Raw genomic sequence first — 18,497 nt, forward strand, 5'->3', positions numbered from 1 at the left:
GGGCCCGCCTGATCTGTTGCAAACCGGTGGGTGAACATGTCCAGAAGCGTCGCTTGGCACGAACTGTCCAGACTGAGCGCGGATGAGCGCAAGGAGCTGCTCACGCGCACGGAGGACGATCTCACCCATTTCCTCGAAAACGTTGCCCCGATCATCGAAGCGGTGCGCGTCGAGGGCGACGAGGCGCTGGCCCGCTTCGCCCGTCAGTTCGACAAGGCGCCGGTGGAAGCAGGAGAGATCGCCGCGACCGAAGCCGATTTCGACGCCGCCTTCAAGGCACTCGATCCCGAGATGGTCGAGACGCTGGAGTTCTGCGCCGACAATATCCGCCGTTTCCATGAGGCTCAGCGCCCGGAAGAAATGTGGATGAAGGAAATCCGCCCCGGCGTTCTGGTCGGCGAGCGTGCAACCCCCATCGACAGCGTTGCGCTTTATTCCCCTCGCGGCAAGGGAACCTTCCCGTCCATGACGTTGATGACGGCGATCCCCGCCGTGGTTGCAGGCGTGCCGATGCCCATTGTGCTGACCCCTCCGGGCCCCGATGGCAAGGTCGATGCGGCAACGCTGGTCGCCGCGCGCATCGCCGGCGTGAAACATGTCTTCAAGGCGGGCGGGGGACAGGCCGTCGCCGCTGCCGCCTTCGGCACCGCCACGGTGCCGCGCTGTGCCAAGTTCGAGGGACCGGGCAGCCCGTGGATTGCCGCCGCAAAGCGGCTCCTTCAGGGCCAGATCGCTTCGCGCCTGCCTGCCGGCCCGACCGAGAGCATCGTGCTTGCCGATGAGAGCGCGGATCCCGAGATTGCCGCGCTCGATCTTCTGGTGGAAGCCGAGCACGGCAGCGACAGTTCAAACTTCCTTGTCACCTGGTCGCGCGAGGTCGCCGAAAAGGTGCGCGATGCACTGCCGAAATTCTGGGCGCATATGGGCGAGGAGCGCGTACGCTATTCGTCCGACGTGCTCGGGGGAACGAGCGGCGGCATCGTTCTGGCGGATACGCCGGATCAGGCGTTCGAATTCATCAACGACTATGCACCCGAGCACCTGCAGATCCTGTCGAAGACGCCGTTCGAATATCTGTCGAAAGTGCGCAACGCCTCGGAAATCCTGTTGGGCGAACATGCGCCGGGCTCCATGGCCAATTATGCGCTCGGGCCCAATGCGGTGTTGCCCACCTCGGGCATGGCCCGCGCCCACTCGCCGCTTGGCGTCCATGATTTCATGAAGACATCCTCGGTCGCCCATGTAACGGCGCAGGGCTATGCCGAGTTTGCCCCTCATACCTTGCGCTTTGCCCGCTATGAGGGTTTCGACGCCCACGGAAATGCGGTGACGCCGCTCCGCAACAATCACGTGGAGAAGGCCAAGTAAGGCTGTTTTCACAGCGCCTTGGTCAGCAGAACCCAGTTTTCCGTTTCGGTATCCCAGTCTTCCCTGACACAGGGCAGGCTGGCGATTTCCCTATAGCCGGTCCGCTCGTAAAGGCGCCTGGCGCCCACATTGTCGTCTGCAACGATCACGCTCATGCCGGCAAGCGCCCCGTCCTGCGCGATGTCTTCGGCAAGCTGAAGAAGGCGGGAACCAAGTCCCCTGCCGCGATGCTCAGGATAGCAGGCAAGAACATTGACGTACCAGCTGTTGAGCGCGAGGTTCTCCAGCTCCTGCAAAGGTCTGAAAAGGGGCGGGAAATCGTCGCCTATGGGTTCTGCTTGTGCGCCGATTGGATAGCCGGTGAGCGCGGCGACGGCGCCGTCGCCAAAGTCGGCTACATATATCTGGCCGCCGCTCACTTTCTCTGCCTGGCGTGAGCGGCCGACTTCCCAGGGATCCTGATCTGGTTTCGCCATCCCGCGCCAGATGTGGAGCGGCAGGCCTTCGCCAGCGAAGTTCACGAGTTCGGCCAGTTGCCAGATGTCGGATTGGCGGGCCGGGCGAAACGGAGCTTGCAGTTCGATCACGATTCCCTCCCTGGCAATCGTCAACGACTTGGAACATGCACTGTCGCATGCACGTTCAGAATAATACGAACGCCGCGAAATAACAGTCTTATCTGCCTCTGCGGTCGACGCGAATCCGGGTGGTGTAAGCTGTGCGAAAAAACGCGCAGCTCCCTAGGCGAGCTGTCGCGAATGAAGAATGCTGACCGGCGGCCATTGCAGCGCATCGGCAATGTCGAATGTCATTGAGAAGTCGGCTATCGGCTTTTCAGCAAAGTCGAGGGCGTTCTGCCGGTTCCTTCCGGGAACGGAGCTTGCAAGGGTGGCATGCGGTTGCCATTGAAGCGGTCTGTAATGCGGGTCGCAGCCATCTTCCCCGATGGCGGTGTGCAGGTGCCGGTGCAGATCCCGCAACCCACGGTCCTCCCGGGGGCGCAGCCAAAGAACAAGGGGTGCGTTATCGAAGAAGCAAACCCGGTCGAAAGCGATGGTCAATGGCCCGGCCGCAGCGAGGATTTCCAGTCCCGCGGCCAGTCGCGCGGGTTCTATCGCGCCATAGCGTGCCAAGGTCAGGTGAGCTGGATAATTCAGCGCCCTGAATGAAGGAGCGTCCTCAAGCGCCGCCGCTTCGTCGACAAGGTTCCAGAAGGCGGCAGCCTCGTTGGAAACGCGAATTGTGATTCCAAACATCCCGAATGATCCAGATTCAGGCCTTGCCCGCACAATCTCCGCAATCGCCACGAATTTCGATGGTGGTCTTGGCTGCCCTGAAGCGATGGGACCTGGCCCAGCCATCGAGGCGTTCCTTCACCGTGTCGTCGGAAAACTCCTCGACCTTGCCGCAGGTCTCGCAGATGGCGAAGGCGATCAGATCGTGTTCGTGGCAATGCGGATGCGCGCAGGCCACGAAGGCATTGAGGCTTTCGAGCCGGTGTACGAGGCCCATGTCCAGAAGCTTGTCCAATGCACGGTAGACCTGCAGTGGTGCGCGAAGGCCGTCATCGCGCAGGCGGTCGAGGATCGTATAGGCGCTCAGCGGCGCTTCCGCCTTGGAAAGCGTCTTCATCACGAGCGACTGGTTGCGGGTCAGGTCTGCGGTCATGGCCGGTTCTCCGTCGCCCGGTCGGGCGTTTTGGCAAGCGGCGAGGGGATGAGGCTGAGAAGGAAAAGCACCAGTGCCGCCACCACGATGGACGGGCCGGAAGGCGTGTCGAATTCGAGTGAGCCGAACAGCCCGCCAAGAACGGCCAGAGCGCCAATGGCCGAGGCGAGAACGGCCATCATTTCCGGCCCCGAAGAGAAACGCCGTGCGGTCGCCGCCGGAATGATGAGCAGGGACGTGATGAGCAATATGCCCACGATCTTCATGGCGATGGCGATCACGGCTGCCATCAGAAGCATGAAGATGACGCGCGAACGTTCCGGGTTGAGCCCTTCCGCGCGGGCAATGTCGGTATTCACCGTTGCCGCGAGCAGAGGGCGCCACAGGAGCACGAGCAGCGCGAGAACGATTGCTCCACCGCCATAGATGAAGGCTATATCGAGCTTCGACACGGCAAGGATGTCGCCGAACAGAAAACCCATGAGATCCACGCGCACCCAGGTCATGAACGCCACCATGACGAGGCCGAGCGCCAATGTCGAGTGTGACAGGATGCCGAGCAGCGCGTCGGTGGAGAGCGAGCCGCGCCGCTCCAGGAAAAGCAGCGCCAGCGAGGCGAGCGTGGCCACCAGGAACACGCCGGCCATCAGGTTGATTTCCATCACCAGCGACAGCGCCACGCCAAGAAGCGCCGAATGGGCCATGGTGTCGCCGAAATAGGCCATGCGCCGCCATACGACGAAACAGCCGAGCGGCCCGGCCACCAGCGCCAGGCCAACGCCGGCGAGAAGCGCACGCGTGAAGAAATCATCGAGCATCGGGCTTCTCCTCGCCTCCGGTGTGATGATCATGATCGCCGTGATGATGGCCGTCCTCGGGGTGGCAATGTTCGGTGATCGTGCCGTCGGCATGGCGCACCCGCCCATCGGCCAGATGCGTGTGGTCATGGTGATGGCTATAGACTGCCAGGGACTGCGCTGCCCTTGCACCGAAAAGCCGGTTGTATTCCGGACTTTCCATCACGCTTTGCGGCGCGCCACGGCAGCAGACATGTCCGTTGAGGCAGATCACCGTGTCCGTATCGGCCATCACGATATGCAGGTCGTGTGAAATCATCAGGATGCCGCAACCCGTGCGGTCGCGGATGTCGCGGATGAGTTCGTAAAGGGCCACTTCGCCGGTGAAATCGACGCCTTGCACAGGCTCGTCCAGCACCAGAAGATCGGGCTTGCGCAAAAGCGCGCGTGCCAGCAGGCTGCGTTGGAATTCGCCGCCGGAAAGCGCCGCCACCTGCCTGCCCGCAAGATGGCCGACGCCGGCAGCCTCCAGAGCCGTGCGGATTTCCGCCTGCGAGGCGGGCGCCGTCAGCGTCATCAGGCGCTCGACGTTGAGCGGAAGCGTCCAGTCCAGCGAAACTTTTTGCGGAACATAGCCGATCCGTAGCTTCTTCAGCCGGTGCACATGCCCCTCGGTGGGCTGCATGACGCCGATGGCGGTCTTGGCGGTGGTGCTTTTGCCCGAGCCGTTGGGGCCGATCAACGTGACGATCTCGCCGCGTTTAACGGTGAGGTCGACCCCGCGCACCAGCCAGCGCCCGGCGCGGAAGACGCCGGCATTGTGCATCTCCACCAGCGTTTCGGACGAGCCATGTTCGGGCGGCGTGTGTTTCTTCAGCATGCGATTTTTCCGGCTTGTCAGCGCATATGGCACACGTTATAGCGTTACGCAACAGAATGTAATGTCATAACATTCCGCATCAAGCCCCGCTTTATGAAGCCGCTTTGCCGGCAGGCATAGTGTTTTGTCCGTAAGTCACAGGAGCCCCGCATGAAATCTCTGAGCAAAATATTGGTCGCTGCCTCCTTTCTTCTCTCCCCTGTTGGCGGGGCATGGGCAGCCGATATCGAGGTTGTGACGTCCATCAAGCCCGTTCATTCGCTGGTTGCCGCGGTCATGGACGGGGTCGGCGAGCCGGGGCTCATCCTGCAAGGTGCCGGCTCGCCCCACACCTATTCGCTCCGCCCCTCCCAGGCGCGCATGCTGGCCGGCGCGGACGTCATCTTCTGGGTTGGCCCCAATCTGGAGGCCTTTATGGCAAAGCCGCTGGAATCGCTGGCCGATGGCGCGGATCTGGTCACGCTGTCCAAGGCCGATGGCGTCACGCTGCTGGAACCCCGCGAAGGGGGAACCTTCGAGGCTCATTCCCATGGTGATGATGACGACGATCATGACCATGGTGCAGAAGGCCATGAAGAAGCCGGCCATGATCACGACAAGGAGACTCATTCCGAAGCCGCTCATGCCGAGCACGATCACGACCATGGACCCGACGCCCATCTGTGGCTCGATCCCGAAAATGCCAAGGCGATGGTCAGGACGATTGCGGCGGAGCTTTCCAGGGCAGACCCGGGCAACGCGCAAACCTATTCCGACAACGCGAAAACGGTTGAAGAAAAACTGACTGCACTCGAGAACGAGATTGCGGCTGAGCTCGCTCCGGTAAAGGACCGGCCTTTCATCGTCTTCCACGATGCCTATCAATATTTCGAAAAGCGCTTCGGCCTTGCCGCCGCAGGCTCCATCACCGTCAGCCCGGAGGTCATTCCAGGTGCACAACGGGTCGATGAAATCCATGCCAAGGTAAAATCGCTGAAGGCGGCTTGCGTCTTTTCCGAACCGCAATTCGAGCCGCGGCTGATCGAGGTGGTTACCGAAGGAACCGATGCAAAATCCGGTGTCCTCGATCCTCTGGGCGCAGAGCTCACCGATGGTCCCGACCTTTATTTCGAACTCATCCGCAACATGGGGACTTCGCTGAAGGAGTGCCTGACACCTCAGAGCTGAGAGCCGGCAGAATGTGAAAAGAAGCACCCGGGCATGGGCTCGGGTGCTTCTTCATGAGCTATTTCAAACCATCAGTGATGGGAAAGCCAGTCGTCGATTTCGCGCTCGGCTTCTTCCTGCGCCTTCCCGTAGCGCTCCTGAAGTTTGCCTGCGAGCTCGCGGCGGCTACCGCGCACAATGTCCATGTCGTCGTCAGTGAGTTTGCCCCACTGCTTCTGGACCTTGCCCTTGAACTGTTCCCAATTGCCTTCGATCTGATTCCAATTCATGACGGTTCCTTCCGCATCCTAATCTGGGCGGAGCGCTCAGCCTGTTTCGACTGTCCCTGGGTGCTGGATAAATGCTTCAACGATGAAAGAGTTCCCACCTTCATTGGCCGCTTCATCGGAAAGCCCGAATTGGGGCGTGAATTGAAGCTGCGTTCCAGGCGACCTAGATTGAGCGGGAAAGGACATGCCGATGGAAACCATGCCCGCGCCCTTTGTGCCGCCGGCGCCAAGCCCACGCACGAAACCGCCTTCCACGCTCGAGATGATGCGGATCGTCTATCGCAATCCACTCGAACTTTGGGGCGAGCCTTCCTATAACGAGCCTTGGATTTCCATCGAAGGTGGTATTGGCGGGCCCCTGGTCATCGCCAACGATCCGGGTCTGATCCGTCACGTGCTCGTCGACAACGCCCGGAACTACAAGATGGCGCGCGTGCGCCAGAAAATCCTGCGCCCCATCCTGCGGGACGGCTTGCTGACTGCGGAAGGAGCGGTGTGGCGCCGCTCCCGCAAGGCCATGGCGCCGGTCTTCACGCCGCGCCACATAGCCGGCTTCGCAGCGCCGATGCTTGCCAGCACCCAGGCTTTCGTCGGGCGCTATGAAGAGGCGGAGGGGCCTGTCGATGTCGCACGCGACATGACCATGCTGACCTTCGACATTTTGGCCGAGACGCTGTTTTCCGGCGAGATCGCTGGCGATCCAGATAATTTCGCCCATCAGGTCGACCGTCTGTTTGAGACGATGGGGCGTGTCGACCCGCTCGATCTTCTGGGCGCCCCCGACTGGCTTCCGCGCATCACCCGCATTCTCGGGCGCAATTCGCTCGCCTTTTTCCGCAATATCGTTGCCGAGACGATGGCCTTGCGGAAGGAGAAGATGGCGCGCGACGCCGATGTTCCTGAAGACTTCCTCACCCTGCTCCTGCGCGCCGAGGGGCCCGACGGCCTTACCAGGCAGGAGATCGAAGACAACATCATCACCTTCATCGGTGCGGGGCACGAGACCACCGCACGCGCGCTGGGCTGGACCATTTATTGCCTCGCCGAAGCGCCCTGGGAGCGCGAGCGCATCGAATCCGAGATCGACGAGGTGCTAGCCCGCGAGCCGGACCCGGTGAAATGGCTGGATGCCATGCCGTTCACCCGCGCGGCTTTCGAGGAGGCGATGCGGCTCTATCCGCCGGCTCCTTCCATCAACCGTGAGGCTTTGACGGAGGACCATTATCGGGATTTCACCATCATCAAGGGCGCTCAGGTGCTCGTCATGCCCTGGACGGTGCATCGTCACCGAAAGCTATGGGAAAATCCCGAAGCGTTCATGCCATCGCGGTTCCATCCCGGCAATCGCGAAGCGCTCGACCGTTATCAATATCTGCCGTTCGGGGCAGGACCGCGTGTCTGCATCGGCGCGAGCTTTGCCATGCAGGAAGCGGTGATCGCACTTGCGGTCATGCTGTCGCGGTTTCGTTTCGACACCATGCCGGGCACGCGTCCCTGGCCTGTTCAGAAACTGACCACACAGCCGCAGGGCGGCCTGCCGATGAAGGTGACGCGGCGGTCATAGAGCAAGAATATTCTGGGTGAGGGGCAGGTCAGCTCAAAAAGTGGGTTTAGCCGCGGCCGGAAAACACATTCTCCACATGCACCGGCCAGCGGCGCGGGAGAACGGCGACGAGATCGAAGCGCAGCGAGAGCCGGGCATAGTCCGGCTGGCGTGCGAGCCACAGGTCAGCGCAGCGCTCGATCCGACCCTGTGCGGTGTGCCCGACAGCATCCATGGCTTCAGCGAGCGTTGGGCGGGCCTTCACTTCCACGATGGCGATCACGCTGCCGCGTCTTGCGATCAGGTCGATTTCGCCGAGCTTCGTCCGGTATCGCCGCGCGACGATGCGGTAACCCTTGGCCATGAGGGCGATTGCGGCAAACCATTCGCCGCGATGGCCGCGCCGATAAGCTTTCCGCCGCGCCTCAGTCGCCATCGCCTTGCGCCTTGAGCGCCAAAAGGCGCTGGTAGAGTTCGGATTTGTGGCCGCCTGTCATGCGCGCTGCCTCACCGGCGGCTTTCGACGCGGGCATTTCGGACGCAAGCGAAAGAAGCAGCCGGTCGGTGTCGGCCCCGCTGGCGGTGATTTCCTCTTCCTGCGGGGGAGCGATGCACACCACGATCTCCCCCTTCGGTGCGCCGGCCTCGGCATAATGGGCGGCAAGTGTCGCGAGTGTGCCGCGGCGCATTTCCTCGAAGGTCTTCGTGATCTCACGGGCCACACAGGCTGGCCGGTTGTCGCCCAGCACCTCCGCCATGGCCGCAAGACTGTCGGCAAGCCGGCGAGGGGATTCGAAGAAGATCAGGCTGGCGGGGGTCTGGCGGAATGTGTCGAGCCGTTTGCGCCGCTGCCCGTCCTTCACCGGCAGGAAGCCCGCAAACAGAAAGGCATCGGTTGGCAGGCCCGAGGCCGAAAGAGCTGCGAGCACGGCAGAGGGGCCGGGGATGGGGACCACGCGGATGCCTTTTTCCACGGCTTGTTCCACCAGCCGGTAACCTGGGTCGGAAACGAGCGGCGTTCCCGCATCGGAAATCAGCGCAACGCTCTTGCCTTCCGCCAGCGCGGCCATCAGGCGCGGCCCGGCCTCACGCGCATTGTGTTCGTGATAGGCGGTAAGGCCCCGGTTGATGCCGTATCGGTTGAGAAGCACGCGCGAGACACGCGTATCCTCGCAGGCCAGGAGGTCAGCCGCCGCCAGCACCTCCAGCGCGCGCAGCGTGATATCGGCGAGGTTGCCGATGGGCGTCGCCACCAGATAGAGCGCCGTTTCCAGCGGTCCTGCACCGATGCGCGCGGCCCCCACTGTGAAACTTTTCTCCACGCGCTGGTTTTCCGCACGCCGGTTTTCCATGAGATTGCCTTTCTATTCGCACATCTCTTTGACATGCCGGCGTGCCGGTTGCAAAGTCGCCCGCGAAAACGGGGCGGTCGCGGCTCGAAGCCCGGCAAGAGAAAAATCGAGAAGGCGGATGCGCTGTTTTTCGGCGCCTGTGCCGCAGGGAAGACGCAGGAATGAAATTCTGGAATTCGGCCGAGTGCCGCAGGGGCGCGGCTTCGGCCATGCTGGCGGGGCTCGTCATGATCGGCGGATGCGTAGGCGCAGACGTGCCCTATGGCATGTCCAACATCGAAAATCGACCGGTCGCGACCGCGCCTGAGCCAACAGGCCCGCGCCTGCCGGCTTCTGGCGAGGTGATCGGCACGGGCGAGACGCGGGTTGCGCTGCTTCTGCCGCTGACGGGCGAAGGCAACGCCTCGCGCATTGCCGCCGAATTGAAGAATGCGGCGATACTGGCGATGGACGATGCGGGTCTTCAGTCGATGGAGCTCGTGGTCAAGGATACGGCAGGCACGGCCGAAGGCGCGTCGGCGGCCGCAAGCCAGGCGGTGGCGGAAGGGGCCGCAGCGGTGCTCGGTCCGTTGTTTTCGGCCAATGTTCGTGCTGCCGCGCCCGCGCTTGCGGTGAACGGCACCCCCATGATCGCCTTTTCATCGGACAGGGCCGTCGCCGGCCCGGGCATCTATCTCAATTCGTTCCTGCCGCAGGGCGTTGTGCGCCGGACATTGCTTTATGCCGCGGGGCAAGGCGCGCGTTCGGTCGTGGCGATCGTGCCGGAGGGGGCTGCGGGCGATATTGCCGAGGCAGAGGCGCGCCGCACGATGTTGGAAACAGGTGGGCAGGTCACGGCCGTCGCGCGCTATCGCTACGACAATGAATCCGTTTACGAGGCCGTGCGCGGCGTGACGGAGGATATCCGCACCGCCGATGCGGTTTTCATCCCCGATGGCGGCAACAGCCCTGCCACCATCGTTTCGAGCATCACCGAATCCGGTATCGAGATGAGCGGTAAGAAGGTGTTGGGCACAGGGCAGTGGACCAGCGCCAACCTTGCCGATCCGGTGCTCGCCGGCGCGGTCTTCGCCGACACGGATCACGGACGCGTCGCCAGCTACAAGCAGCGTTATCAATCGCGTTTCGGAGCCGAGCCCTCGCTGACCTCTGCGCTGGCCTACGACACGGTGATCCTCGCTGCCAACATCATCAAGGGCGTGAACGCCATTCCTCGTCATGCCATCGAAAGCCCGGTCGGCTTCTCGGGATATACGGGGCTCTTCCGTTTCAACGCCGACGGCACCACCGAGCGCGGCTATGCGATCTATGAAGTGCGCGACGGCCAGCCCCAGATCATAGACCCGGCGCCGTCCCGCTTTGATGGCGGCGCGAGTTAGAGCATTTTGCAGTCAGGTGGAATCGCCTGACGTCTGCATAAATGCGTAAAAACAAAGAGATAGATCGGTTTAGAGTTTCCATGAAACCGTAAACCGATCTAGGGCATCTTGCAGTCGGGTGGTTCCGGTTCAGCGCGTTGCGCCCATCCCTTCATCCCGCCCTCGTGGTTCGACAGGCTCACCATGAGGGCCGTGCCATGGCCTTCGTTGGATGGGATCACGCCGTTCCTATTCCCGTGCGAGATCGGCCACCACCGCGTCGAGCACGATCATGCCGCGCGGCGTCGCGCGCAGACGGGTGTTGCCGACAGGTTCCACCAACCCTTCATCCTGCAACTCCGTTATGCGGCGGAGGGGAAGCGGATGCCCGGCGAGCGCTTCGTAGCGTGTCAGGTCGATGCCCTCGGTAAGCCGCAGCCCCATGATGAGGAACTCGTCGGCTTCCTCCTCGCGGGTCAGCACTTCACCGCCGATAACGCCATGCCCATGCGTTTCGACCCGGTCGAGCCAGGTTTCCGGCATCTTCTCGGTGAAGGTCACATTGCGCCGGCCGTTCTCGATGAAGCGTCCATGCGCTCCCGGGCCAACGCCGACATACTCGCCATAGCGCCAGTAGACGAGGTTGTGCCGGCTTTCCGCGCCGGGCCGGGCGTGGTTGGATATTTCGTAGGCGGGCAGACCACGCGCCGCCGTCACGTCCTGCGTGATCTCGTAGAGGAGTGCCGCATGATCGCTATCGGGCATGGAAAGCTTGCCGGCGTCATAGAGAAGCTGGAAGCGGGTACCCTCTTCGATGGTGAGCTGGTAGAGCGAGAGATGATCCGCGGCAAGACCGATTGCCCGGTCGAGTTCCGCCGACCATGCATCCACGCTCTGCCCGGGGCGGGCATAGATCAGATCGAAGGAGAGGCGGGGAAAGGTTTCCCGCGCCAGTTCGATGGCCTTCAGGGCCTCGGCGACATTATGCAGCCGCCCCAGGAATCTGAGGTCCTGATCATTGAGAGCCTGCACGCCGAGCGATACGCGGTTGACCCCGGCAGCGCGGTAGCCGCGAAAACGGTCCGCCTCGACTGAGCTGGGATTGGCTTCCAGCGTCACCTCGATGCCGTTCGGCACGGTCCAGTGTTCGGCCACCGCGTCGAGCAACGCGCCGACGGTCGCCGGCTCCATCAGCGAAGGGGTTCCGCCGCCAAGGAAGATGCTGGTCACCTCGCGTGGACCGCTGCGCTCCCGCATCGTTGCAATTTCCCGGCGGAAGGCGGCGGCAAACCGGGTCTGGTCCACCGGTTGGTGGCGAACATGGCTGTTGAAGTCGCAATAGGGGCATTTGGCCGCGCAGAACGGCCAATGCAGATAGACGCCGAAGCCCGGCGTTTTATCGCGCAGCGTCGTCACGCAGATCCGAGCCGGGCTTGAGCGAATTTCTGGAAGGCGCGGGCGCGGTGGGAAAGCGCATCGGCATCGCCCGGCTTCCAGCCGTGTTTTTCTTCCGCCGTCATTTCGCCGAAAGTGATGTCGAAGCCTTCGGGCTGAAAAACGGGATCATAGCCGAAACCGTCGGTCCCACGCGGGGGCCACACCAGGTGACCCTCGGCCTCGCCGCGGTAATATTCGGCTTCACCGTCCGGAAAACACAGGCAAAGCGTGGCGACGAAGCGTCCAGTACGTTTTGCCGGCGTATCGGCACCCTTTTCGCGCAATTTGCCCTCGGTCTTCTCCATGGCCATCATGAAGTCGCGGCTCCCGTCCTCCCTGGTCGCCCAGTCGGCGGTATAGACGCCCGGCGCTCCGTCAAGCGCATCGACACACAGGCCGGAATCGTCGGACAGTGCGGGCAGGCCCGTCGCTTCGGCGGCGGCAAGCGCCTTGATATAGGCGTTTTCCTCGAAGGTTGTGCCGGTTTCTTCCGGCTCGGCGAGACCGAGTTCGGCGGCCGAGCGCACCGTGTAGCCGAAGGGCGCCAGAAGATCGGCAAACTCCTTGAGCTTGCCCTTGTTGTGGCTTGCCAGAACGAAGGTCTTGTTCTCTATCGGTCTCACGTCAGTCCCCATATACGCGGTTCGGCGAATTCGAGCGAATTGCCGAACGGGTCGCGAAAATAGATGGATCGGCCACCATTCGGCCATTCGAAATCCGCCTCGATCTCGATGCCGGCCGCAGCAAGATATGCCTTCCAGCGCCCGATCTCTTCAGCCGTTGCGGCAAAGCACAGATGACCCTCACCCCGCGTGCCATGCGGCGGCACGGGAAGGCGTGCATCGGGTGCAGGCGGTTTCCCGGTTGCTGCCGGATCGAACAGCAGGAGAACCGTCTGACCGCATTGGAAGAACACATGCCGCCCCTCGACCCTGGCAATCCGCTTCAGCCCGAGCGTTTCGCCGTAGAAGCGCTCGGCTTCGGCGAGATCGCTCACATAGAGCGCTGCTTCCAGTATGGCCGAGGGTTGCATGGTTTTCGGTGTCAGCTCAGGAGATCGCCAGTTTCTGCAGTTCGACGAGTCTTGAGATACCCTTGCGGGCGAGTCCCATCAAGGAGGCGAATTCACCCTCTGAGAAAGGTTCACCTTCTGCCGTGCCCTGGATTTCCACGATGCCGCCCTTGCCGGTCATCACGAAGTTCGCATCGGTCTGTGCCGTCGAATCTTCCGCATAATCGAGATCGAGCACGGGATTGCCGTTGTAGATTCCGCAGGAAATGGCCGCGACGTGATCCTTGAGAACCTTGTCGCGAACGATCATCTGGCGCGCTTCCATCCAGCTCAGGCAATCCGAAAGAGCGATGAAGCCACCGGTGATCGCTGCCGTGCGGGTTCCCCCGTCGGCCTGCAGCACGTCGCAATCCACCGTGACCTGCTTTTCGCCAAGCGCCTGCAGGTCTACGACCGAGCGGAGCGAACGGCCGATGAGCCGCTGGATTTCCAGTGTGCGCCCGCCCTGCTTGCCGGAGGAAGCCTCACGGCGCATCCGGTCGCCTGTGGAACGCGGCAGCATGCCGTATTCGGCGGTCACCCAGCCCTGGCCGGAATTGCGCAGCCAGCCAGGAACGCGCTCCTCAAGGCTTGCCGTGCAAAGCACATGGGTGTCGCCAAAGCGAACGAGGCAGGAGCCCTCCGCATGTTTGGAGACGCCGCGCTCGAAGCTGACGGCGCGCATTTCATCGGCTTCCCGTTTCGATGGTCGCATGGGCTGTTTCTCTCCGCTAGTGTTCTGCTTGTTGGCGGCTTGTAGCTTTCGCATCGTTTGAAGGCAAAGGAAAACGCTGTGTGCGCCGGCCCCTCAGACGGTTGTGTTCGCCCACGCGCCGCTTATATTCAAGACATCGAGGTCGAACATGACGAAACCGGTCTTGAATAGAGAGCTTCAGGAAAACACCCTGCAATCCTTGGATGCGCGTTCGCGCGAAATTTTTCGTTTCATCGTCGAGTCCTATCTGCGGGACGGCGAACCCTTGGGCTCGCGCAATCTTTCCCGTTTGCTTCCCACGCAGCTCTCGCCTGCCACCATCCGCAACGTGATGAGCGATCTGGAGCATCTGGGGCTTGTCTATGCGCCCCATGTTTCGGCGGGCCGGCTGCCGACCCAGCAGGGCCTGCGCTTCTTCGTGGATGCTTTCATGGAAATCGGCGATCTTTCCGACGATGAAAGGCGCATCATCGAGACGCAGGTGAAAGCTTCGCGCAGCGGCCATTCGCTCGACCACATGCTGACCGAGGCGAGCCAGCTCCTGTCCGGCCTGTCGCGCGGCGCAGGCGTGGTGCTGACGGCGAAGTCGGAAATGGCGCTGAAGCACATCGAATTCGTTCAGCTCGAACCGCGCAAGGGGCTTGCAATCCTGGTTTCGCAGGGCGGCGACGTGGAAAACCGCGTCGTGGATCTGCCGGCGGGCGTCACCGCTTCGCAATTGCACGAGGCGTCGAACTTCCTGAACGCTCATATCCGCGGCCGGACCCTTGCCGAAGCGCGTTCCGAAATCTCGCGGCTGCGCGAAGAGGTGCGCACCGCTCTCGACACCTTGTCTGAGGCGCTGGTCGAAAAAGGCCTTGCCATGTGGGCCGGCAGCGAAGCCGGCCAACCATCGCGTCTCATCGTGAGGGGGCGCGCCAACCTTCTGGAAAACCTCACGGCCGAGGCCGATCTGGAATTGCTGCGCCGCCTTTTCGAGGATCTGGAGACGAAGGAAGGCCTGATCCAGCTTCTCGACCTTGCTGAGGAAGGCGCCGGCGTGCGCATTTTCATCGGCTCGGAAAACAAGCTGTTCTCCCTTTCGGGTTCATCGCTCGTGGTCGCCCCCTACCGTGATCAGGAGTCGCGGGTGATCGGCGCCCTGGGCGTCATCGGTCCGACGAGGCTCAACTACGCACGCATCGTGCCCATGGTCGACTATACGGCGCAGATGGTGGGGAGCATGCTCCGCTGATCTGTCGGCGGATTGGTTCCTGAGAGGCCCGCCTCTTGATTTTGCCGTCGCGAACATCGATATCGGGCGCAATCACCGAACAATCATGAAGAAACAGACGGACTGCCATGACCAATGAGGCTAAGGACAACCACATGACCGGCTCCGCGAACCCGGAAGAGCAGGATGTGAACGCAACTCCCGGTGCCGAGGGCGTCACGGAAGAAGACGTTCTGGTGCGCCTTGCCAAGGAAAACGAAGAGCTGAAGGATCGTGCCCTGCGCGTCGCCGCGGAGATGGAAAATCTGCGCAAGCGCACCGCGCGCGACGTGACGGAGGCGCGGGCCTATTCCATCGCGGCCTTTGCCCGCGACATGCTTCAGGTTTCCGATAATCTCAATCGCGCGCTCGAGGCCGTTCCGGCTGAAGCCCTGGCTGCAGATGCTTCCGGCCTGAAGGCATTGATGGAAGGCGTCGAGATGACGGAGCGTTCCATGCTTTCGGCGCTGGAACGCCATGGCGTGAAGCCCATCGACCCGCAGGGTGAGCGTTTCGATCCGCATTTTCATCAGGCCATGTATGAAGTTCCGGACCCGACCAAGCCGGACGGAACCGTGGTTCAGGTCGCCCAGCGCGGCTATGTGATCGGCGAGCGCGTGCTGCGCCCGGCCATGGTCGGCATTGCCAAGGGTGGACCCAAAGTCGCTGCCGTCAAGAACGGCGAGAATGCCGCTGCCGAGCCGGGCCCGCCCAATCCGCAGGCTGAGCGGGACGCCTGATCCCCGTTCACGATTGAGCGAGGTTTAAAGCCGGAGAGCTTGCGGGATATTGAACATGCGGCGGTCAGGTGAATGCATCTGACGTCCGCCTGTAGCAAAAAACCCGCAGGCTCGAGTACGGCCTGCTTTTCCCTCGTCCCGCTTCCCAATGGGCGGCCCCTCGGCTATCCAGTTGAGACGCTGTGCATCCCGTGGTCGGGATGACGCTGTTTTTCCTTCCGGGAAATGGCGAGGCGTTCCGGCGGAGGAACCCGATGAATCCATTGCTGCTTCTCGATTATTCGGGCATCGCCGTCTTCGCTGCCACAGGGGCCTTGGCGGCCTCGCGCAAGGAACTGGACCTGATCGGGTTTATCTTCCTCGCCGGCATCACGGGCATGGGGGGAGGCACCCTGCGCGATCTGATCATCGATGCGCCCGTCTTCTGGATTCTCAATCCCACTTATATCGTGATCTGTGCGCTGGTGGCCGTGCTTGTGTTCTTCACCGCGCCCATGGTGGAATATCGCTACCGGCTGCTTCTGTGGTTCGATGCGGTGGGACTGGCCGCCTACTCCGTTCTCGGGGCAGCCAAGGGCCTTGTGGCTTCGGGGTCCGCCACGGTGGCGCTGGTGACCGGCATTCTGACGGCCACCTTTGGCGGTGTCCTGCGTGACGTGGTGGCGGGAGAGCCTTCCGTGCTCATGCGCCCCGAAGTCTATGTCAGCGCTGCTTTGGTGGGGGCGGCCGTGTTTACCGGAATGGATATTGCCGGCGTGGACGGAACGATAGCCGCCCTTGTGGCCTTTGCCGCCGCATTTCTGGTGCGCGGCGGTGCTATTCGCTACGGATGGACCATTCCACGCTACAGGCCCCGCCCGGGGCGCCCCCCGGAAGAGCTACAATAGGCCTGCCTGCTGGGCTTCGTAGCGCAAATCCTTGTTGGCGCGCGGGCCGATCTGCTGGATGATGAGGCCAGCCGCGAAGGAGCCCAGCTTGCCGCTGTCGAGCAGGCTTAGCCCGTTGGTGTAGCCATAAAGGAAGCCCGCTGCATAGAGGTCTCCCGCTCCGGTCGTATCCACCAAATCGTCGACCTTCACAGCATCCACCGGAACGGTTTCTTCCCCCTTGAGGATGATCGAGCCCTTTTCCGAACGGGTCACGGCAGCCAGCTTGCAATCCTTGCGGATGGCTTCGAGAGCGCTGTCGAAGGACGAGGTCTGGTAGAGCGAAAGCAATTCATGTTCGTTCGCGAACACGATGTCGACGCGGCCCGAGCGCATCAGCTCCAGAAACTCACCGCGGTAACGGTCGACGCAGAAGGGATCGGAAAGCGACATGGAGACTTCGCGGCCGGCCGCATGGGCAAAATCCGCGGTCTTGCGGATCGCCTCTTTCGCAAGCGGCGGATCCCACAGATAGCCTTCGAAATAGGTGACCTTGGCGCCACGGGCCTTGTTTTCTTCCACGTCGTCAGGCCCAAGTTCGACGCAGGCCCCGAGATAGGTGTTCATTGAGCGTTCGCCGTCCGGCGTCACGAAGATCATCGAACGCGCCGTGGGCGGATGTCCCTCGAGCGGCGTCGTGTCGAAGGCGACACCCTGCGCGCGGATATCGTGCGTGAAGATTTCTCCGAGCGTGTCGTTGGAGACCTTGCCGAAATAGGCCGCTGTCCCGCCAAGTCCCGCCACACCCGCGGCAGTGTTCCCGGCGCTGCCGCCGGACGTTTCCACCGCCTGTCCCATCCGGTCGTAGAGCAATGTCGCGCGATCCACATCGATCAGGTTCATGGCGCCACGGATGATCTTGTTGTCTTCAAGAAAGGCTTCGTCGCAGCGGGCAATGATATCGACGATGGCGTTGCCGATGCACAGCACGTCATATTCGCTCAAGATCGGTTCTCCAGATTGATTGGGAAGATGTATTGGCTTCTGGCGGGAGCGGTTTAGCGCCTTGACGGGGATTTGCAAGCCAAAGACAGGGGCCTTTCGGCTTGCGGGCAGCCCCAAGCCTTCCTATCTCGGATGCAGGAAAACAGCCAAGGGGCACCAGACCGAATGATCCTTGAAGCAGCCCGCGCCGCCATGAGCCGCCTGTTCTCGGCGGAATTCCGCAGCGTCTTCTTCAAGACGCTCGGTCTGACGCTACTGGTCCTTGCCGGTCTCTGGCTCGGTGCGAAGGAATTGTTCGAATATATGGCGCTGCCATGGTTCGATGCGCTGTTCCCTGATCTGCCTGTTTGGGTCGGATGGGTCGGCCTTGTGGCGGCAATTGCCGCCGGCCTTGGCCTCGCTCTGGGGCTGGCGCTTCTCATCTCTCCCGTTACGGCCATCATTGCCGGTCTCTTCCTCGATGATGTCGCCGCCGTGGTCGAGCGCGAGGACTACCCGCAGGATCCGCCCGGCAAGGCGCTGCCGATCGTTCCGGCAATTGTCATGTCGATCAAGTTCTTCGGCGTGGTCGTGCTCGGCAACATCGTCGCCCTGCTTCTGCTCCTTGTGCCGGGCGTCAACATGCTCGCCTTCTTTATGGTCAATGGCTATCTGCTGGGTCGTGAGTTCTTCGAGTTCGCGGCTATGCGCTTCCGCACCGAAGCGGAGGCGAAGGCACTGCGTCGGCGCAATGCCGGCACGATCTTCCTCGCGGGCCTGGTGATCGCGGCCTTTCTTGCCGTGCCCCTGCTTAATCTTCTGACGCCGCTTTTCGCAGCCGCGATGATGGTGCACCTCCACAAGATGATCTCGGCTACCGAAGGCGCGCGCGTCCGGGATGCTCTGGAAACCTCCTGACCTTTGACCGCTCCTCATACTTTGGAACGAAAAACAAACGCGCTCCGAGAGGCTAGAACATCTTGCCCGCGTTGAGGTGATTCTGCCCCGGCCCAACGGGTTCCGCCCTGTTCCGGCGGGCTCTTTGCCGCA

22 protein-coding genes are annotated in these 18,497 nt (G+C 62.2%); 8 read left to right on the forward strand and 14 right to left on the reverse strand.

Annotation, left to right across the window (positions count from 1 at the left end; all coding sequences use genetic code 11):
• The first annotated feature begins 36 nt into the window (after positions 1 to 36).
• Entirely contained in the window at positions 37 to 1,368 is a 1,332-nt protein-coding gene (gene hisD / locus NA8A_RS01520) for a histidinol dehydrogenase (protein ID WP_009755620.1), read from the forward strand.
• A gap of 8 nt (positions 1,369 to 1,376) precedes the next feature.
• Here the strand turns inward: hisD and NA8A_RS01525 are convergent, their stop codons facing one another.
• The 5 genes from NA8A_RS01525 to NA8A_RS01545 form a co-directional block, all read right to left on the reverse strand.
• A complete protein-coding gene (locus NA8A_RS01525; RefSeq protein ID WP_009755621.1) occupies positions 1,377 to 1,955 on the reverse strand; it encodes a GNAT family N-acetyltransferase in 579 nt (192 codons plus the stop codon).
• Between the two features lie 153 nt (positions 1,956 to 2,108).
• Complete coding sequence (locus NA8A_RS01530; protein ID WP_009755622.1) at positions 2,109 to 2,624, reverse strand: 2'-5' RNA ligase family protein; 516 nt, start codon at positions 2,622 to 2,624, stop codon at positions 2,109 to 2,111.
• 16 nt (positions 2,625 to 2,640) lie between these two features.
• Positions 2,641 to 3,036, reverse strand: a complete 396-nt coding sequence (locus tag NA8A_RS01535; protein ID WP_009755623.1) for a Fur family transcriptional regulator — start codon at positions 3,034 to 3,036, stop codon at positions 2,641 to 2,643.
• On the reverse strand, positions 3,033 to 3,854 hold the full coding sequence (gene znuB, locus NA8A_RS01540; RefSeq protein WP_009755624.1) for a zinc ABC transporter permease subunit ZnuB: 822 nt from the start codon (positions 3,852 to 3,854) through the stop codon (positions 3,033 to 3,035). The genes NA8A_RS01535 and znuB overlap by 4 nt, the downstream gene beginning before the upstream one ends.
• A complete protein-coding gene (locus tag NA8A_RS01545; RefSeq protein WP_009755625.1) occupies positions 3,844 to 4,713 on the reverse strand; it encodes an ATP-binding cassette domain-containing protein in 870 nt (289 codons plus the stop codon). The genes znuB and NA8A_RS01545 overlap by 11 nt, the downstream gene beginning before the upstream one ends.
• A gap of 150 nt (positions 4,714 to 4,863) precedes the next feature.
• Here NA8A_RS01545 and znuA point away from each other — a divergent pair, with 150 nt between their 5' ends.
• Positions 4,864 to 5,880 carry a zinc ABC transporter substrate-binding protein ZnuA gene (znuA, locus tag NA8A_RS01550; protein ID WP_009755626.1) on the forward strand — a complete coding sequence of 339 codons (1,017 nt, stop codon included), beginning with the start codon at positions 4,864 to 4,866 and terminating at the stop codon, positions 5,878 to 5,880.
• A 71-nt stretch (positions 5,881 to 5,951) separates the two neighbouring features.
• Here the strand turns inward: znuA and NA8A_RS01555 are convergent, their stop codons facing one another.
• Positions 5,952 to 6,149: a CsbD family protein gene (locus NA8A_RS01555; protein WP_009755627.1), complete on the reverse strand. Its 198-nt coding sequence runs from the start codon at positions 6,147 to 6,149 to the stop codon at positions 5,952 to 5,954.
• A 190-nt stretch (positions 6,150 to 6,339) separates the two neighbouring features.
• Between NA8A_RS01555 and NA8A_RS01560 the strand changes: the two genes are divergently transcribed.
• Entirely contained in the window at positions 6,340 to 7,713 is a 1,374-nt protein-coding gene (locus NA8A_RS01560) for a cytochrome P450 (protein WP_009755628.1), read from the forward strand.
• A 46-nt stretch (positions 7,714 to 7,759) separates the two neighbouring features.
• Here the strand turns inward: NA8A_RS01560 and NA8A_RS01565 are convergent, their stop codons facing one another.
• Together NA8A_RS01565 and rsmI are read right to left on the reverse strand one after the other, a co-directional pair.
• Entirely contained in the window at positions 7,760 to 8,128 is a 369-nt protein-coding gene (locus NA8A_RS01565; RefSeq protein WP_009755629.1) for a YraN family protein, read from the reverse strand.
• On the reverse strand, positions 8,118 to 9,044 hold the full coding sequence (gene rsmI, locus NA8A_RS01570) for a 16S rRNA (cytidine(1402)-2'-O)-methyltransferase (protein WP_009755630.1): 927 nt from the start codon (positions 9,042 to 9,044) through the stop codon (positions 8,118 to 8,120). Before rsmI ends, NA8A_RS01565 begins: the two co-directional genes overlap by 11 nt.
• Before the next feature lie 161 nt (positions 9,045 to 9,205).
• Between rsmI and NA8A_RS01575 the strand changes: the two genes are divergently transcribed.
• On the forward strand, positions 9,206 to 10,423 hold the full coding sequence (locus NA8A_RS01575; RefSeq protein WP_009755631.1) for a penicillin-binding protein activator: 1,218 nt from the start codon (positions 9,206 to 9,208) through the stop codon (positions 10,421 to 10,423).
• Between the two features lie 98 nt (positions 10,424 to 10,521).
• Here NA8A_RS01575 and NA8A_RS25625 read toward each other — a convergent pair whose 3' ends face one another.
• The 5 genes from NA8A_RS25625 to rph are packed head-to-tail and all read right to left on the reverse strand — an operon-like array spanning position 10,522 to position 13,605.
• Positions 10,522 to 10,644: a hypothetical protein gene (locus NA8A_RS25625; RefSeq protein WP_276274127.1), complete on the reverse strand. Its 123-nt coding sequence runs from the start codon at positions 10,642 to 10,644 to the stop codon at positions 10,522 to 10,524.
• Positions 10,645 to 10,651: 7 nt separating this feature from the next.
• The gene (gene hemW, locus NA8A_RS01580) at positions 10,652 to 11,818 is read right to left on the reverse strand and encodes a radical SAM family heme chaperone HemW (protein WP_009755632.1); all 1,167 of its coding nucleotides are present in this window, start codon (positions 11,816 to 11,818) and stop codon (positions 10,652 to 10,654) included.
• On the reverse strand, positions 11,815 to 12,462 hold the full coding sequence (gene rdgB / locus NA8A_RS01585; protein WP_009755633.1) for an RdgB/HAM1 family non-canonical purine NTP pyrophosphatase: 648 nt from the start codon (positions 12,460 to 12,462) through the stop codon (positions 11,815 to 11,817). Before rdgB ends, hemW begins: the two co-directional genes overlap by 4 nt.
• Positions 12,459 to 12,872 (reverse strand): VOC family protein, encoded by a 414-nt coding sequence (locus NA8A_RS01590; protein WP_009755634.1) that lies wholly within the window; start codon positions 12,870 to 12,872, stop codon positions 12,459 to 12,461. The genes rdgB and NA8A_RS01590 overlap by 4 nt, the downstream gene beginning before the upstream one ends.
• Positions 12,873 to 12,888: 16 nt before the next feature.
• Positions 12,889 to 13,605 (reverse strand): ribonuclease PH, encoded by a 717-nt coding sequence (gene rph / locus NA8A_RS01595; protein WP_009755635.1) that lies wholly within the window; start codon positions 13,603 to 13,605, stop codon positions 12,889 to 12,891.
• A gap of 148 nt (positions 13,606 to 13,753) precedes the next feature.
• Here rph and hrcA point away from each other — a divergent pair, with 148 nt between their 5' ends.
• The 3 genes from hrcA (at position 13,754) to NA8A_RS01610 (ending at position 16,484) form a co-directional block, all read left to right on the forward strand.
• Positions 13,754 to 14,839 carry a heat-inducible transcriptional repressor HrcA gene (gene hrcA / locus NA8A_RS01600; protein ID WP_009755636.1) on the forward strand — a complete coding sequence of 362 codons (1,086 nt, stop codon included), beginning with the start codon at positions 13,754 to 13,756 and terminating at the stop codon, positions 14,837 to 14,839.
• A 107-nt stretch (positions 14,840 to 14,946) separates the two neighbouring features.
• The gene (gene grpE / locus NA8A_RS01605; RefSeq protein WP_009755637.1) at positions 14,947 to 15,597 is read left to right on the forward strand and encodes a nucleotide exchange factor GrpE; all 651 of its coding nucleotides are present in this window, start codon (positions 14,947 to 14,949) and stop codon (positions 15,595 to 15,597) included.
• Between the two features lie 254 nt (positions 15,598 to 15,851).
• A complete protein-coding gene (locus tag NA8A_RS01610) occupies positions 15,852 to 16,484 on the forward strand; it encodes a trimeric intracellular cation channel family protein (protein ID WP_009755638.1) in 633 nt (210 codons plus the stop codon).
• Here the strand turns inward: NA8A_RS01610 and NA8A_RS01615 are convergent.
• On the reverse strand, positions 16,476 to 17,468 hold the full coding sequence (locus tag NA8A_RS01615; RefSeq protein ID WP_009755639.1) for an adenosine kinase: 993 nt from the start codon (positions 17,466 to 17,468) through the stop codon (positions 16,476 to 16,478). The two genes, NA8A_RS01610 and NA8A_RS01615, sit on opposite strands and share 9 nt — an antisense overlap.
• 165 nt (positions 17,469 to 17,633) lie before the next feature.
• Here NA8A_RS01615 and NA8A_RS01620 point away from each other — a divergent pair, with 165 nt between their 5' ends.
• Positions 17,634 to 18,365, forward strand: coding sequence for a sulfate transporter family protein (locus NA8A_RS01620; RefSeq protein ID WP_009755640.1), 732 nt, complete (start codon positions 17,634 to 17,636; stop codon positions 18,363 to 18,365).
• Positions 18,366 to 18,497: the final 132 nt, after the last annotated feature.

Source organism: Nitratireductor indicus C115 (assembly GCF_000300515.1).
GTDB classification, from domain to species: domain Bacteria; phylum Pseudomonadota; class Alphaproteobacteria; order Rhizobiales; family Rhizobiaceae; genus Nitratireductor; species Nitratireductor indicus.

Excerpts from the sequence above, each read along its gene's own strand:
- hisD (WP_009755620.1), top strand. The coding sequence starts at position 37 with ATGTCCAGAAGCGTCGCTTGGCACGAACTGTCCAGACTGAGCGCGGAT.
- NA8A_RS01530 (WP_009755622.1), bottom strand. The coding sequence starts at position 2,624 with ATGTTTGGAATCACAATTCGCGTTTCCAACGAGGCTGCCGCCTTCTGG.
- NA8A_RS01535 (WP_009755623.1), bottom strand. The coding sequence starts at position 3,036 with ATGACCGCAGACCTGACCCGCAACCAGTCGCTCGTGATGAAGACGCTT.
- znuB (WP_009755624.1), bottom strand. The coding sequence starts at position 3,854 with ATGCTCGATGATTTCTTCACGCGTGCGCTTCTCGCCGGCGTTGGCCTG.
- NA8A_RS01545 (WP_009755625.1), bottom strand. The coding sequence starts at position 4,713 with ATGCTGAAGAAACACACGCCGCCCGAACATGGCTCGTCCGAAACGCTG.
- znuA (WP_009755626.1), top strand. The coding sequence starts at position 4,864 with ATGAAATCTCTGAGCAAAATATTGGTCGCTGCCTCCTTTCTTCTCTCC.
- NA8A_RS01555 (WP_009755627.1), bottom strand. The coding sequence starts at position 6,149 with ATGAATTGGAATCAGATCGAAGGCAATTGGGAACAGTTCAAGGGCAAG.
- NA8A_RS01560 (WP_009755628.1), top strand. The coding sequence starts at position 6,340 with ATGGAAACCATGCCCGCGCCCTTTGTGCCGCCGGCGCCAAGCCCACGC.
- NA8A_RS01565 (WP_009755629.1), bottom strand. The coding sequence starts at position 8,128 with ATGGCGACTGAGGCGCGGCGGAAAGCTTATCGGCGCGGCCATCGCGGC.
- rsmI (WP_009755630.1), bottom strand. The coding sequence starts at position 9,044 with ATGGAAAACCGGCGTGCGGAAAACCAGCGCGTGGAGAAAAGTTTCACA.
- NA8A_RS01575 (WP_009755631.1), top strand. The coding sequence starts at position 9,206 with ATGAAATTCTGGAATTCGGCCGAGTGCCGCAGGGGCGCGGCTTCGGCC.
- NA8A_RS01590 (WP_009755634.1), bottom strand. The coding sequence starts at position 12,872 with ATGCAACCCTCGGCCATACTGGAAGCAGCGCTCTATGTGAGCGATCTC.
- rph (WP_009755635.1), bottom strand. The coding sequence starts at position 13,605 with ATGCGACCATCGAAACGGGAAGCCGATGAAATGCGCGCCGTCAGCTTC.
- hrcA (WP_009755636.1), top strand. The coding sequence starts at position 13,754 with ATGACGAAACCGGTCTTGAATAGAGAGCTTCAGGAAAACACCCTGCAA.
- grpE (WP_009755637.1), top strand. The coding sequence starts at position 14,947 with ATGACCAATGAGGCTAAGGACAACCACATGACCGGCTCCGCGAACCCG.
- NA8A_RS01610 (WP_009755638.1), top strand. The coding sequence starts at position 15,852 with ATGAATCCATTGCTGCTTCTCGATTATTCGGGCATCGCCGTCTTCGCT.
- NA8A_RS01620 (WP_009755640.1), top strand. The coding sequence starts at position 17,634 with ATGATCCTTGAAGCAGCCCGCGCCGCCATGAGCCGCCTGTTCTCGGCG.